11 protein-coding genes, 2 rRNA genes, 2 pseudogenes and 1 riboswitch (1 of these 16 cut by a window edge) are annotated in these 14,104 nt (G+C 61.7%); of the genes and pseudogenes, 7 read left to right on the forward strand and 8 right to left on the reverse strand.

The annotated features are described in order from the left end of the window. The 6 genes from C2U30_RS18795 to C2U30_RS18820 all read left to right on the forward strand — a co-directional run. Window positions 1–996 (forward strand): 23S ribosomal RNA (locus C2U30_RS18795); it begins 1,893 nt to the left of the window's first position. Window positions 997–1,079: 83 nt separating this feature from the next. Next, a 5S ribosomal RNA gene (rrf, locus tag C2U30_RS18800) occupies window positions 1,080–1,194 on the forward strand. A gap of 309 nt (window positions 1,195–1,503) precedes the next feature. Further along, window positions 1,504–1,956: a pullulanase gene (locus C2U30_RS18805; protein ID WP_103244287.1), complete on the forward strand. Its 453-nt coding sequence runs from the start codon at window positions 1,504–1,506 to the stop codon at window positions 1,954–1,956. Window positions 1,957–2,160: 204 nt separating this feature from the next. Then, complete coding sequence (locus tag C2U30_RS18810) at window positions 2,161–4,308, forward strand: adenosylcobalamin-dependent ribonucleoside-diphosphate reductase (RefSeq protein WP_103244729.1); 2,148 nt, start codon at window positions 2,161–2,163, stop codon at window positions 4,306–4,308. 9 nt (window positions 4,309–4,317) lie between these two features. Beyond that, window positions 4,318–5,001: a TSCPD domain-containing protein gene (locus tag C2U30_RS18815; RefSeq protein WP_010673144.1), complete on the forward strand. Its 684-nt coding sequence runs from the start codon at window positions 4,318–4,320 to the stop codon at window positions 4,999–5,001. 206 nt (window positions 5,002–5,207) lie between these two features. Then, window positions 5,208–6,578, forward strand: coding sequence for a PhoH family protein (locus C2U30_RS18820; protein WP_010673145.1), 1,371 nt, complete (start codon window positions 5,208–5,210; stop codon window positions 6,576–6,578). 66 nt (window positions 6,579–6,644) lie between these two features. Here C2U30_RS18820 and C2U30_RS22815 read toward each other — a convergent pair. From C2U30_RS22815 to thiB, 5 genes and pseudogenes are all read right to left on the reverse strand, one after another. Further along, window positions 6,645–6,809 (reverse strand): annotated as a pseudogene (locus tag C2U30_RS22815) (thiamine ABC transporter ATP-binding protein); the annotation flags it as partial. 12 nt (window positions 6,810–6,821) lie between these two features. Then, a pseudogene (locus C2U30_RS22820) lies at window positions 6,822–6,962 on the reverse strand (thiamine ABC transporter ATP-binding protein); the annotation flags it as partial. Window positions 6,963–7,001: 39 nt separating this feature from the next. Continuing rightward, window positions 7,002–7,712, reverse strand: coding sequence for a thiamine ABC transporter ATP-binding protein (gene thiQ / locus C2U30_RS18825; protein WP_049637131.1), 711 nt, complete (start codon window positions 7,710–7,712; stop codon window positions 7,002–7,004). Between the two features lie 140 nt (window positions 7,713–7,852). Further along, window positions 7,853–9,481 (reverse strand): thiamine/thiamine pyrophosphate ABC transporter permease, encoded by a 1,629-nt coding sequence (gene thiP, locus C2U30_RS18830; protein WP_050485252.1) that lies wholly within the window; start codon window positions 9,479–9,481, stop codon window positions 7,853–7,855. Continuing rightward, window positions 9,457–10,437 (reverse strand): thiamine ABC transporter substrate binding subunit, encoded by a 981-nt coding sequence (thiB, locus tag C2U30_RS18835; protein ID WP_043156160.1) that lies wholly within the window; start codon window positions 10,435–10,437, stop codon window positions 9,457–9,459. The genes thiP and thiB overlap by 25 nt, the downstream gene beginning before the upstream one ends. Before the next feature lie 83 nt (window positions 10,438–10,520). Continuing rightward, a riboswitch (TPP riboswitch) is annotated at window positions 10,521–10,611 on the reverse strand. Window positions 10,612–10,702: 91 nt separating this feature from the next. Here thiB and C2U30_RS18840 point away from each other — a divergent pair. Further along, window positions 10,703–10,993, forward strand: a complete 291-nt coding sequence (locus C2U30_RS18840; protein WP_039041182.1) for a PilZ domain-containing protein — start codon at window positions 10,703–10,705, stop codon at window positions 10,991–10,993. 51 nt (window positions 10,994–11,044) lie between these two features. Here C2U30_RS18840 and C2U30_RS18845 read toward each other — a convergent pair whose 3' ends face one another. The 3 genes from C2U30_RS18845 to leuC form a co-directional block, all read right to left on the reverse strand. After that, window positions 11,045–11,974, reverse strand: a complete 930-nt coding sequence (locus C2U30_RS18845) for a hypothetical protein (RefSeq protein WP_043156162.1) — start codon at window positions 11,972–11,974, stop codon at window positions 11,045–11,047. A 112-nt stretch (window positions 11,975–12,086) separates the two neighbouring features. Next, entirely contained in the window at window positions 12,087–12,686 is a 600-nt protein-coding gene (gene leuD, locus C2U30_RS18850) for a 3-isopropylmalate dehydratase small subunit (protein ID WP_010673151.1), read from the reverse strand. Window positions 12,687–12,702: 16 nt separating this feature from the next. After that, the gene (gene leuC / locus C2U30_RS18855) at window positions 12,703–14,100 is read right to left on the reverse strand and encodes a 3-isopropylmalate dehydratase large subunit (protein WP_043156165.1); all 1,398 of its coding nucleotides are present in this window, start codon (window positions 14,098–14,100) and stop codon (window positions 12,703–12,705) included. Between the last annotated feature and the right edge of the window lie 4 nt (window positions 14,101–14,104).

The raw sequence follows: 14,104 nt of genomic DNA on the forward strand, positions 1-14,104 counted from the left end.
GTAACTATAACGGTCCTAAGGTAGCGAAATTCCTTGTCGGGTAAGTTCCGACCTGCACGAATGGTGTAACCATGGCCATGCTGTCTCCACCCGAGACTCAGTGAAATCGAATTCGCCGTGAAGATGCGGTGTACCCGCGGCTAGACGGAAAGACCCCGTGAACCTTTACTACAGCTTGGCACTGAACATTGAACCTACATGTGTAGGATAGGTGGGAGGCTTTGAAGGCGTGACGCCAGTTGCGCTGGAGCCGTCCTTGAAATACCACCCTTGTATGTTTGATGTTCTAACGCAGGGCCCTGAATCGGGCTCGCGGACAGTGCCTGGTGGGTAGTTTGACTGGGGCGGTCTCCTCCCAAAGAGTAACGGAGGAGCACGAAGGTTGGCTAATCCTGGTCGGACATCAGGAGGTTAGTGCAATGGCATAAGCCAGCTTAACTGCGAGACGGACAGGTCGAGCAGGTACGAAAGTAGGTCATAGTGATCCGGTGGTTCTGAATGGAAGGGCCATCGCTCAACGGATAAAAGGTACTCCGGGGATAACAGGCTGATACCGCCCAAGAGTTCATATCGACGGCGGTGTTTGGCACCTCGATGTCGGCTCATCACATCCTGGGGCTGAAGTCGGTCCCAAGGGTATGGCTGTTCGCCATTTAAAGTGGTACGCGAGCTGGGTTCAGAACGTCGTGAGACAGTTCGGTCCCTATCTGCCGTGGGCGTTGGATGATTGAAGGGAGTTGCTCCTAGTACGAGAGGACCGGAGTGAACGAACCTCTGGTGTTCGGGTTGTCACGCCAGTGGCACTGCCCGGTAGCTAAGTTCGGAATCGATAACCGCTGAAAGCATCTAAGCGGGAAGCGAGCCCTGAGATGAGTCATCCCTGACCCCTTGAGGGTCCTAAAGGGCCGTTGGAGACCACAACGTTGATAGGTGGGGTGTGTAAGCGCGGCGACGTGTTGAGCTAACCCATACTAATTACCCGTGAGGCTTAACCATACAACACCCAAGAAGTGTTCAGAGACTTGTAGCAGATACCGAGAACGAATAACTAAATCAGCTTTTTCAGATTGAAGATTTTGCCTGGCGGCAATAGCGCAGTGGAACCACCTGACCCCATGCCGAACTCAGAAGTGAAACGCTGTAGCGCCGATGGTAGTGTGGCATTCGCCATGCGAGAGTAGGACACTGCCAGGCACCCAATACAAGAAACCCCGCTCACTCGAGCGGGGTTTTTTATTGCCTGAAATTCAGCCCTCACTGGAGGGCAAGCGGGCACTATGGTGCTGTTTCCCGCCGTGTTTTCTGATACTCGCATTCATCATCCCAGCCAATATCGACTTGTTTGCGGCCTGTATCTGTTCAATATCTATTCGAAAGCCTGCATTCTGGATATAAAAAGCACAGAATGTGATGCTTCTACCTTTCTTGTCATGCCTGCTCTGGTTTAATTCTCGGGTCCACATCGATGGACCAAGGAATCACAATAATTTGAGGAATGGACACATGTTCAAAAGAACAGTAACGATGATGCTGGCGGCGGGAACCCTGGTATTAGGCGGTTGCGCATCCAATGGTGGTGCAGAGCAGGCAGCGGCGGACAACAGCGACTTCGGCGGCAAGTCCATCTACCTGCGTGGTGAGATGAACGACTGGATGGCCACCGACGAAAGCAAGGTCGTCAAGGTTGCCGAGAAGCTCTACATGGCCAAGGGGACGCTCAAGAAAGAGTGGGCTCCTTACAAGTTCAAGTTTGCCGACTCCGGCTGGAGTTGTGGCACCAACTTCGGTTACAAGAGCCCGAGCGATGGCGTTGCCGTGCTCGGCGGGGAACCTGTACCGGTCAACCCGTGCTCCAAGTATGAGGACATGAAGTTCTCGCCCGAGGCGGATGGCGTCTATGAGTTCTATCTGAATATGGCGGGTGAGACTCCGAGCGTATACGTCAAGAAACCCTGAGATAGTCTCTCGCTTTAAATCTCTCGGAAATTGAACCGGTTAAATGCCCTGGCCCAGAAATCTGCTGGCCGGGGCATTTTTTTAGGATAGAATCGGCGCCCTTATGACGGATAAATCACAATATATTGTGCTTTGAGTTCTTAAATTCACTACTGGTAGTATTTTTGTCACGATATTGCCCCATTCACAGGAGGTTGATTGACCATGGCTAAATCCATTCCGGTACTGGAGGGCGTCACCGCCAGCCGCCAGATCCCTCTGCAGGAGACGTCTCTCGAGATCTGGGACAGCAAGTATCGTCTCAAGAGCAAGGATGGCGCCCCCATCGACGGCTCCATCGACGAGACCTACCAGCGTGTCGCTCGCGCGCTGGCTGCGCAGGAGCGCGAACCCGACACCTGGTATGAACCCTTCCTGTGGGCCCTGCGCAATGGTGCCATTCCGGCGGGCCGTATCACCTCCAACGCCGGGGCGTTTGAGCACAAGCCGGCGACCTCCACCATCAACTGCACCGTCTCCGGCACCATTGAGGATTCGATGGACGATATCCTCGGCAAGGTGCACGAGGCGGGGCTGACCCTGAAGGCGGGTTGTGGCATCGGCTATGATTTTTCAACCCTGCGACCGCGCGGAGCCTTCGTCTCGGGAGCGGGGGCCTATACCTCCGGGCCGCTCTCCTTCATGGATATCTACGACAAGATGTGCTTTACCGTCTCCTCTGCCGGTGGCCGTCGTGGCGCCCAGATGGGCACCATGGATATCCGTCACCCCGATGTCGTCGAGTTCATCCAGGCCAAGCGGGAGGATGGTCGCCTGCGTCAATTCAACCTCTCCCTGCTCATCACCGAAGAGTTCGTCAGTGCGGTGAAGGAGGATGCCCCCTGGCAATTGATCTTCCCCTACACCGCCAAGGAGGTTGAGCAGGATGGCATCGCGCTGGATGACCCTGCGAGGGTGGTCTGGGCGGACTGGCCCAACAAGGAGGGTGTGGTGATCAACGAGCTGGGCCAGGTGGCCTGCAAGGTCTACAAGACCCTGCCCGCGCGCAAGCTGTGGAACGTCATCATGACCTCTACCTACGACTATGCGGAGCCCGGTTTCATCCTGATCGACAAGGTGAACCAGATGAACAACAACTGGTTCTGCGAAGAGATCCGTGCCACCAACCCCTGCGGTGAACAGCCTCTGCCGCCCTATGGGGCCTGCCTGCTGGGCTCGGTCAACCTGACCACCTTCGTGCGCGATCCCTTCACCGAGCAGGCTGCCTTCGACTGGCCCGCGTTTCGCAAGGTGGTGGCCATCTTCACCCGCATGCTCGACAACGTGGTGGAGATAAACCAGCTGCCGCTGGCCAAGCAGCGCGAGGAGATCACCGCCAAGCGTCGCCATGGCATGGGCTTCCTGGGGCTGGGCTCGACCCTCACTATGCTGCGCATCAAGTACGGCTCTGCGGCCTCCGTCGCCTTCACCGAACTGGTCTCCCAGGAGCTGGCGATGACCGGCTGGCAGGAGTCTCTGCGTCTGGCGAAGGAGAAGGGGCCGGCCCCCATCATGGAGCAGGAGTTCGAAGTCACCGGCAAGATGCTGCGTCTGCGCCCCGAAATGGCGGCAGATGGCATCAAGCTCGGCGACAAGGTGAAGGGCAAGGTGTTGCATGCCCGCTACAGCCGCTACATGCAGCAGGTGGCCGAGGTGGATCCCGCTCTGGTAGCCGAGCTGGCTGAGGTGGGTGGACGCTTCACCCATCACAGCAGCATAGCGCCGACCGGTACCATCTCCCTGTCGCTCGCCAACAACGCCAGTAACGGCATCGAGCCGAGCTTTGCCCACCACTACAGCCGCAATGTCATCAAGCCGGGCAAGAAGAGCAAGGAGAGCGTGGATGTCTACTCCTTCGAGCTGCTGGCCTATCGCGAGCTGGTGAACCCGGCCGCCATGCCCTATGCCGAGGAGGAGGGTAGCCGCCTGCCGGATTACTTCATCACCGCGGACGACGTCACGCCGACCGGGCACGTGGATATCCAGGCGGCGGCCCAGCGCTGGATCGACTCCTCCATCTCCAAGACCGCCAACGTGCCGACCGATTTTCCGTTCGAGCAGTTCAAGGATATCTACCTCTATGCCTCGGACTCCGGCCTCAAGGGCTGTACCACCTTCCGCTTCAACCCGGCCGCCTTCCAGGGCGTGCTGGTGAAGGAGAAGGATCTGGAGAACACCAGTTACGAGTTCACCCTGGAAGATGGCACCGTCATCACGGCGAAGGGGAACGAGGAGATCGAATACGATGGCGAGCTGCACACCGCCGCCAACCTCTATGACGCCTTGAAAGAAGGCTATTACGGCAAGTTCTGAGGACGAGACATGGTCAAGAAAATCGACAGAAAAATCGTCGCCTACAAGGTAAAAACCCGGGATGAGCCGCAAGATGCGCCGACGCCCCAGGATGACGTGGTGCACATGCATGAAACCGTGTTGCGCCCGGAGCGGTTGATGGGCACCACCTACAAGCTGAAAACGCCGGAGCATGTCTCCGAGCACTCGCTGTTCATCACCATCAACGACATCATTCTCAACGAGGGCACGGTGCACGAGACCCGGCGCCCGTTCGAGATCTTCATCAACTCCAAGAGCCTGGAGCACTATCAGTGGATAGTGGCGCTGACCCGCATCATCTCGGCGGTGTTTCGCAAGGGAGGGGACGTCACCTTTCTGGTGGAGGAGTTGCGCTCCGTGTTCGATCCCAAGGGGGGGTACTGGAACAAGGGCAAGTACGTGCCCTCTCTCATCGCCGAAATTGGCAACGTGATCGAAACCCATCTCACCGAGATCGGCATGCTCAAGGTGCCCGGGCTGGACGAGCACCAGCAGGCGTTCCTGGCCGAGAAGCAGGCGCAATTGCAGGCACAGCAACAGGCAGAAGAGCAGCCGGCGGGCAGCGGTTTCCCACCCAGTGCCGCGCTCTGCTACAAGTGCCACACCAAGGCGCTGGTGCAAAAAGATGGCTGCATGACCTGTCTCAACTGCGGGGATTCCAAGTGCGGTTGAGGTGCTGATTGCCACCAAAGGCCGGCGACATGCTGGCCTTTTTGTTGCTGATTTTATGTTCGAACGACGCCCATGATGGCAGCGATTTGTTGCGCACCGGTAAATTCGGGCGTAGCGTTGGGGGTAATAAAACTGTCACGGCCGTGTGGTTTCAATGACATCTGAGATTCACACACGTGGCACCTTCAGTGCCAAGGAGGATGCTTATGGACAACACGGACCGAAAGCTGTTTATCCTGGATACCAACGTTCTGCTTCACGAACCCCTCGCCATCTACTCCTTCAAAGAGCACGACGTGCTCATCCCCATGACGGTGCTCGAAGAGCTCGACAACATCAAGGATCGCCAGAAGGACGTCAGCCGTGATGCCCGCATCGCCATCCGTGCCCTGGAAGATGTGTTCCGCGATGCGACTCCGGAGCAGATAGTGCAAGGAGTGGCGCTGGCCGGCGAGGCGAGCGGCCGTATCTCCATCTTCAGCGATCACCATCTGCCCCAGGATGCCGAGGTGTTCACCGACAAGGAGGCGGACAACCGCATCATCAACGCCGCCCTCTACCTGCAAAAGCACGAGATGAAGCGTCAGGTGGTGCTGGTCACCAAAGACATCAACATGCGCCTCAAGGCCAAGGGAGCAGGTCTTGCCCATGTGGAGGATTACCGCAGCGACCAGCTCATCGACGACATCCGCCTGCTCGCCAAGGGCTTCCAGGTGGTGCCCGGCAGCTTCTGGGAGCGGGTCGGCGAGTGCGACAGCGAAACCCATGGCCGCGATACGGTCCACGTTATCGATGCCAACCTGCTGGAGGGAGTCCACGTCAACCAGTACCTGCTGGACGAGGAGAACTTCTTTGCCGCGCGGGTACTGAGCCACGACGGCAACAAGATCCGCCTGAAAGATCTCGGCCGCGAGCGGCTGATGTCCCGCAAGGCCTGGGGGGTGCATCCCAAGAACGTCTATCAGGGCATGGCGCTGGATGCCCTGCTGGATCCGCACATCGACCTGGTGATCCTGACCGGCCCGGCGGGCTGCGGCAAGACCCTGCTTGCCATGGCGGCGGCGCTGGAGCTGGTGATCGAGAAGGGGATCTACGAGAAGGTGATCGTCACCCGCAATACCCCGGAAATTGCCGAGAGCATCGGCTTCCTGCCCGGGACCGAAGAAGAGAAGATGATGCCCTGGCTGGCGGCGGTGACCGACACCCTGGAGGTGCTGCACAAGCAGGACGAGAACATGAGCGGGTCGCTCAGCTACATCATGGAGAAGGCCAATATCCAGTTCAAATCGGTCAACTTCATGCGCGGGCGCAGCATCCAGAACACCTTCGTGCTGCTGGACGAGTGCCAGAACCTGACCGCGTCCCAGATCAAGACCATCATCACCCGCTGCGGGGAGGGGACCAAGATCGTCTGCTCCGGCAACCTGGCTCAAATAGACTCCAACTACCTGAGCCCGGTGACCTCGGGTCTGACCTACATCGTCGAGCGGTTCAAGGATTTCGACGGCAGTGCCAACATCTTCCTGAACGGGGTGGTGCGCAGCCGGCTGGCTTCGTTCGCCGAGGAAAATCTCTGATTTGACGGGATCTCTGCATGAGAAAGGGGAAGCCGTCCGGCTTCCCCTTTTTTGATCCCGCCTATCTCATGCCTCTCTCGGTCGGCCCAGGTAGCGCAGTAACCCGGGGTGATCGCTGCTGTGCAGGATATCCGGCTTGCCCTGCAAGGCGATGCGCCCTGCGTCGATGAAGAGCGCCTGATCGGCGATGAGCTGGGCATCGTCCTGGGAACGACAGGGAGAGACCATCAGCTTGTCAGTCCTTCACTGTGGCGCCAGAGCGCGGCCCAGGTAGCGCAGCAGCCCGGGGTGATCGCTGCTGTGCAGGATATCCGGCTTGCCCTGCAAGGCGATGCGCCCTGCGTCGATGAAGAGCACCTGATCGGCGATGAGCTGGGCATCGTCCTGGGAACGACAGGGAGAGACCATCTGCTTGTCAGCCCTTCACTGTGGCGCCAGAGCGCGGCCCAGGTAGCGCAGCAGCCCGGGGTGATCGCTGCTGTGCAGGATATCCGGCTTGCCCTGCAAGGCGATGCGTCCCGCGTCGATGAAGAGCACCTGATCGGCGATGAGCTGGGCATCCTCGGGGTTGTGAGAGACCATCAGCACGGTGATGCCCTGCTCGCAGGCGAGGCGGGCGACCTCCGCCAGCATCTCCCGGCGCAGGGCCGGATCGAGGGCCGAGAAGGGCTCGTCCAGCAGCAGCAGCGGCCTGCCCCGCACCAGGGCGCGGGCCAGCCCCACCCGCTGCTGCTGGCCGCCGGAGAGCTGCTCCGGCAGGCGCGTCAGCATCTCCCCCAGGCCCACCTTGTCAGCGGCCTCCTGCACCTGCCTTTTCTGGGCCGGATTCAAGCGCAGGCCGGGATGCAGGCCGATGGCGATGTTGTCGAACACCGACAGGTGCAGGAAGAGGTTGTGATCCTGGAACAGGGTGGTGACCGGGCGCTCGGCGGGGCCCAGTGACAGCAGATCCTGGCCGTCGAAGGTGAGGGTGCCCGACTCCACCGGCACGAAGCCCGCGATCATGCCGAGCAGGGTGGACTTGCCGGCGCCGCTCGGACCGATGAGGGCGGTGATCTCCCCCTTGGGCAAGGTCGCACTGAAGGTCACCTGCCAGTCGGGATAACTGGTGACCAGTTCCTCAATTACCAGCATGTTTGGCTCCTGAATGTCGTTTTATAGAACAACAAGTAAGAAAAATTGATGAAAGATAGCGTGAGTGACTGCTCCAAGGGACACCCCAGGGGCATGCCTGGACGGATCCGGGGGCAGGGAGGCGGCAATGCCGCCGGGGATCAGTGATCCACATGCCTGCCTCCCAGTCCCCGCTCCACCAGCCAGAACAGGGAGAAGCAGAGGGTGAGCAGCAGCAGGGCGGTGGCGGCCGCCTCGGTCAGCCGGTAGCTGCCAAGCTGCTGATAGAGCAGCCAGGGCAGGGTAGTGAGGGTCTGGCTGCCGAACATGGCGATGGCCCCGAGATCCCCGAGGGACAATATCATCGAGAGCGCCATGGCCAGGGCCAGCGGACGGCGTAGCAGGGGCCACTCCACCAGGCGCAGGCGATGCAGGCCGCGCACCCCCAGGCTGTCCGCCAGCCGATCGTACTGGCGCACCACCAGTTGCATGGGGGCCGAGAGGGTACGCAGCACATAGGGCAGCGCCATCAGGGCGTTGACCAGCACCACCAGCCAGGGGCCCAGGGCAAAGACGTCGGTGAAGGGCATGAACAGGATGAAGAGGCCGGTGGAGAGCACCACCGCCGGGATCATCAGGATCATGGAGCCGCTGGCCTCCCACAGGGCGGCGGCCCGCCGTTTGCGATCCCGCACCCTCAGATGCCGGCTGGTGAGCAGCAGCCCGGCGCCGAGCAAAGTGGCCAGAGAGCCCGCCGCCAGGGCTATGCCCAGAGACTGCCCCCCTGCCTGCCACAGCCGGGGTGAGCCGAGCGCCGCCAGCAGACCGGGGTTGAACCCGGCGACCACGATGGCCAGCAGGGGCGGCAGGAAGATGGCGAGCCCCATGGTCAGGGCCAGCCCATCCACCAGAGCGCTGCCCTTCTGGTGTCTGTCGGGACGCAGGCAGGGGCGACGGCTGGTGAGGCGACTGGCCGGGGTGGTCTGCAGCTTGTGTTGCAGCAGGAGCAGGGCCAGGGTCAGCAGCAGTTGCACCAGGGCGAGCCCGCCAGCGGTGGCGAGATCGAAGTCAAAGCGCAGCGCCTGGTAGACGGCCACCTCCAGTGTGGTGGACTTGGGGCCGCCCCCGAGCGCCAGCACTGTGGTGAAGCTGGTGAAGCAGAGCATGAAAATGAGGCTGGCGAGCCCCGGCAAGATGCCGCGGATGAGCGGCCACTCCAGCAGCCGGAAGATGTGGGAGGAGCGCATGCCGAGCTGGCTGGCGAGGCGCCAGGAGGACTCGGGGATGCTCTCTATGCTCTGCAGAATGAGGCGGGCGGCCAGCGGCATGTTGAAGAAGACATGGGCCAGCAGGATGCCGAACAGGCCATAGAGGTAGTTGCCGGGATCCAGGCCCAGGCCGTGCAGCAGTTGCGGCAGCCAGCCCTGGCGACCGTGCACCGCCACCATGCCGAAGATGGCGATGATGACTGGCAGCACCAGGGAGAGGCCGAACAGCTTGAGCAGCAGGCGGCGTCCGGTGAAACGGCGTCGCGCCAGGGCTCTGGCCACCGGGATGGCAAGCCCCAGGCTCAGCAGGGTGGAGAGCAGTGCCTGCCAGAGGCTGAAACCCAGCACGTGGCGCAGGTAGGGATCGCCTAGCAGGGCGCGGGGGGAGAGGGCCCCCGCCTGCCACAACAGGGCGACCAGCGGCCCAATGGAGAGCAGCAGGATGACCAGGGTGGCTGCACTGCCGGGCAGCCACCAGAGGGAACGACGACCTGAACTCACTGGGTGACGGCTTGCAGCCATTCGCGGATCCACCCCTTGCGGTTGGCGGCCACCTCGTCAGAGCTGAAGGTGAGTGGCTTCGCTACGGTGATCATTTGTTCGAACCCCTTGGGCAGCGCCACGTCTGTCACCGGATACATCCAGTTGCCGCCGGGGATCTCGTTCTGGAAGGCGGGGCTCACCATGAATTGCAGGAACTGGTCAGCCAGTTTGCCCTGTGTGGCGCCCTTGAGCTTGGCCGCTACTTCCACCTGGCGGTAGTGACCCTCCTCGAACGCGGCCGCCCGGTACTGGGGTTTGCTCTCGGTGATCAGGTGATAGGCGGGGGAGGTGGTGTAGGAGAGCACCATGTCCGCCTCGCCGTCGAGGAACATGCCGTAGGCCTCTGACCACCCCTTGGTGACGGTGACCGTCTTTTTGGCCAGTTGCGCCCAGGCGGTCGGTGCCTCATCCCCGTAGACCGACTTCATCCAGAGCATCAGCCCCTGACCAGGGGTGGAGGTGCGGGGATCCTGATAGATCACCTTGATATCGGGACGTGCCACCAGCTCCTTCAGGCTCTTGGGGGGCTGCTTGAGCTTGTTGCTGTCATAGACGAAGGCGAAGTAGCCGTAGTCATAGGGGACAAAGGTGTCGTCTTGCCAGCCACCCGGTACCTTGAGACCATCGAGCCTGGTGGAATGGGGGGCGAACAGGCCGCTCTGCTTGGCCTCGCTGATGAGGGCATCGTCCAGCCCCAGCACCATGTCGGCCTTGCTGTGCTGGCCTTCCAGCCGCAGCCGGTTGAGGATGGCGACGCCATCCTCGAGGGGCACCAGATTGAGGGTGCAGCCGCACTCCTTCTCGAAGGCCTGCTTGATTTTGGGGCCCGGCCCCCATTCGGCGGCGAAGGAGCCGTAGGTGTAGACGGTGAGGGTGTCGGCGGCAAACGCCTGGGCAGAGAGCAGGCTGGTGGCGATCAGCAGCAGGGTCTTCATCAATGGCACTCCTGTGGATGTCGGGGTGCTCATCAATGGCACCTCGCGTGTGGTGAGCGCCGGCGGATGAGGGCACAAAAAACGCGCGCCATGCCTCAAATTCCTCCGCCAGCATTATCTGGATCAGGTTCACGGGTATAATCTCAGCGGTAAACCGCACCCCGTTTGAGCAACGCATCGCATTGTATTGGCGTTCCTGGGGGGAGGCCAGCACTATGTTTCACGGGCCGCATCGTGCGAGCCACCACCAAGGAGGAAGTCCCCAGTGATCACCAGCACCAAGGAAAGACGTGCCTTCCAGCGCATGGTCATCAATGCCCCCGTCACCCTGTTCCAGCATCAGCAGGTGCTGGAGGGGGTCTGCCGGGATCTCAGCGCCAACGGCATGGGCGTCGAGGTGAACAAGCACGCGTTCGATCTGGCCCAGCCCATCCGGGTGAGCCTGGCGACCAGCAGCAATCTTCTGCCTCCCTTCGAGGCCCAGGCTCGCATCGTGCGGGTGCTGGAGGAAGAAGACGGTCTCCTGCTGGCGCTGGAGTTTCTCTCCCTCACCTGAGACCCGGGCGCCCGTCCTCCTCGAGACAGGCCAGCCATGGGCTGGCCTGTCTCATTTCCCCTCATCCTGCACCGGCTGCACGCTCAACTGGCCGCTGTCGACCAGCGTCTTGCTGGTGGGCGCGAGCTGGCCCATGGGCAGCTGGGCCGGGCCGGTCGGCTCCATCAGGAGGTAGGTCTCCCCCGCCCGGCTCAAGGTGGCGTCCCCCGGTTTGGCTGGCAGGGCCACCCCCAGCAGGGCGTGTCCCGGCACGAACACCATGGCCTGCTTGAGATCGGGATACCCCTGGGCCAGCAGGGCGGCCATCAGGGTCACCTTGCTGTCGCAATCCCCCCGGTTCTGCTCCAGCACCTGGCGCGGGCTCAGAAATCCCTTGCCAGAGCGGCCCGACTGGCTGTCGAGCAGTTGATAAGGGATGGCCTGGATGAAGTCGAGCATGTGGGCCACCGTCTTTTGGCGCGCCTCGGTCTCGGTGGCCCCTTCCTGCTTGAGCTGCTCCATCAACGGGGCCAGTTCGTCCCGGCTCTCCAGGGCGATGCGCACATGATCCTGCTTGATGGCGGGAGCGCCGTCGGGGGCAGTGAAGGGCTGGAAGTAGTGCTGCGTGAGCCAGGCGGCCTCCAGTTTGGCCTGCTCGGGCTTGACCCATTGGGAGGCTTCCCGCGCCTTGTCGGCGTTGCGGCTCTTGATGCTGAGGCTCATGGCGGGGCGAACGAGGGAGAACTGCACCTCGGGGAACGCCAGGGGGGCCTGTTGCAGCAGGCTTTGCAGTACGTCTTCCTGCATCCTGGCCGGACGGTAAGCGATGAGAGGGGGCAGCTTGCCCGCCTCCAGCCGGTAGCTGAGCTGCTGCGCCTTGCCCTCCTTGTCCTGCCAGCCAACGTTGAGCTGGCCGCCACTGTTGGTGAAAGAGGTCTGCCCGCCCAGGGCCGGGAGGCTGAGCAGCAGGCAGAGCAATGAAAGGGCGCCCCTTGCGGACATAGGTGTCTCCTGTCGGACATGCAGAGGTGGCGGGTTTTGTACCGCGACCCGACAATAAAACAGGGAGCCTCGGCTCCCTGTTGATTCTACTCGTTTTCTTGTCGCAGGCTCGTCAAATCCAGCTTGGCTGCTTCGCCTCGAAGGCGCTGATGGCGGCCTCGTGCTGCAGGGTCAGACCGATGGCATCCAGCCCGTTGAGCAGACAGTAGCGACGGAACTCGTCGATTTCGAAGCTGAACGTGAGGCTGCCTGCACGCACCTGGTTGGCCTCCAGATCCACTTCGATCTCGATACCCGGCTGGGCGGCGACCAGCTGGAACAGGGCGTCGACCTCCTCCTCTTTCAGACGAACCGGCACCATGCCGTTGTTGATGGCGTTGCCGTAGAAGATGTCGGCAAAGCTCGGGGCGATCATGGTCTTGAAGCCGTAGTCCGCCAGCGCCCAGGGGGCGTGCTCACGACTCGAGCCGCAGCCGAAGTTCTCGCGGGCCAGCAGGATGCTGGCACCAGCGAATTGCGGTTTGTTCAGTACGAACTCCGGGTTGGGCTGTTCCCCTGCATCGTCCAGGAAGCGCCAGTCGTGGAACAGGTGCTTGCCAAAGCCGATGCGGTTCACCTTCTGCAGGAACTGCTTGGGAATGATGGCGTCGGTGTCGACGTTGGCGCTGTCGAGGGGAACGACGATCCCTTTATGCTGTTTGAAACCTGTCATCATGTTCTCCTTGTCGTTACAGCGCGCGAATGTCGGCGAAGTGGCCGGTGACGGCGGCGGCGGCGGCCATGGCCGGGCTCACCAGGTGGGTGCGACCGGCACGACCCTGACGCCCCTCGAAGTTGCGGTTGCTGGTGGAGGCGCAGCGCTCCCCCGGTTGCAGCCGGTCGTTGTTCATGGCCAGACACATGGAGCAGCCGGGCAAACGCCACTCAAAGCCTGCCTCGATGAAGATCTTGTCCAGCCCCTCGGCCTCGGCCTGGGCCTTCACCTGCTCGGAGCCCGGCACCACCAGGGCCTGTACCCCGGCGGCGACCTTGCGACCGCGGGCGATGGCGGCAGCAGCGCGCAGATCCTCGATGCGGCTGTTGGTGCACGAACCGATGAACACCTTGTCGATGGCCACGTCGGAGAGCTTCTGGCCCGGTTGCAGGTCCATGTAGGCGAGGGCCTTGCGGGCGGACTGCTGCTCCACCGGATCGGCGAAGGATTCCGGTGCAGGGATGGGCTCATTGACGGCAATCACCTGGCCCGGGTTGGTGCCCCAGGTCACTTGCGGGGCGATGTCGGCGGCGTCGAGCACCACTTCGGCGTCGAAGTGGGCACCTTCGTCGCTCTTGAGGGTCAGCCAGTAGGCGATGGCCTGTTCCAGCGCCTCCCCCTTGGGAGCGAACTCCTTGCCACGGATGTAGTCGATGGTGGTCTGGTCGGGGGCAATCATGCCCGCTTTGGCGCCGAGCTCGATGGCCATGTTGCACACCGTCATGCGCCCTTCCATGGTGAGCCCCTCGATGGCTTCACCGGCGAACTCCACCACGTAGCCGGTCCCGCCTGCGTGACCCACCTTGCCGATGATGGCGAGCACCACGTCTTTGGCGCTGATGCCTGCGGCCAGCTTGCCGTTGACAGAGATACGCATGGTCCTGGCGCGGCCCTGTTTCAGGGTCTGGGTGGCCATCACGTGTTCCACCTCGGAGGTGCCGATACCGAATGCGAGCGAGCCGAAGGCGCCGTGGGTGGCGGTGTGTGAGTCACCGCAGACGATGGTGGTGCCGGGCAATGTGATGCCGAGCTCGGGGCCCATCACGTGGACGATGCCCTGATATTTGTGGTTCAAGTCATAGAGACGAACCCCGAACGCCTTGCAGTTGGCGGCGAGTGTCTCCATCTGGATGCGGGCCATCTCACCGGAGGCGGCGATGTCCTTGGTGGTGGTGGAGACGTTGTGATCCATGGTGGCCCAGGTCAGATCCGGGCGACGCAGCTGGCGGTTCATGGCGCGCAGGCCGTCGAATGCCTGGGGGCTGGTCACTTCATGCACCAGGTGACGGTCGATGTAGATGAGAGGGGTTTCCCCTTCCACTTCCCGCACCACGTGGGCGTCGAACACTTTCTGATAGAGGGTCTTGGACATTGCT

The organism is Aeromonas sp. ASNIH5 (assembly GCF_002902865.1).
Classification (GTDB): domain Bacteria; phylum Pseudomonadota; class Gammaproteobacteria; order Enterobacterales; family Aeromonadaceae; genus Aeromonas; species Aeromonas caviae.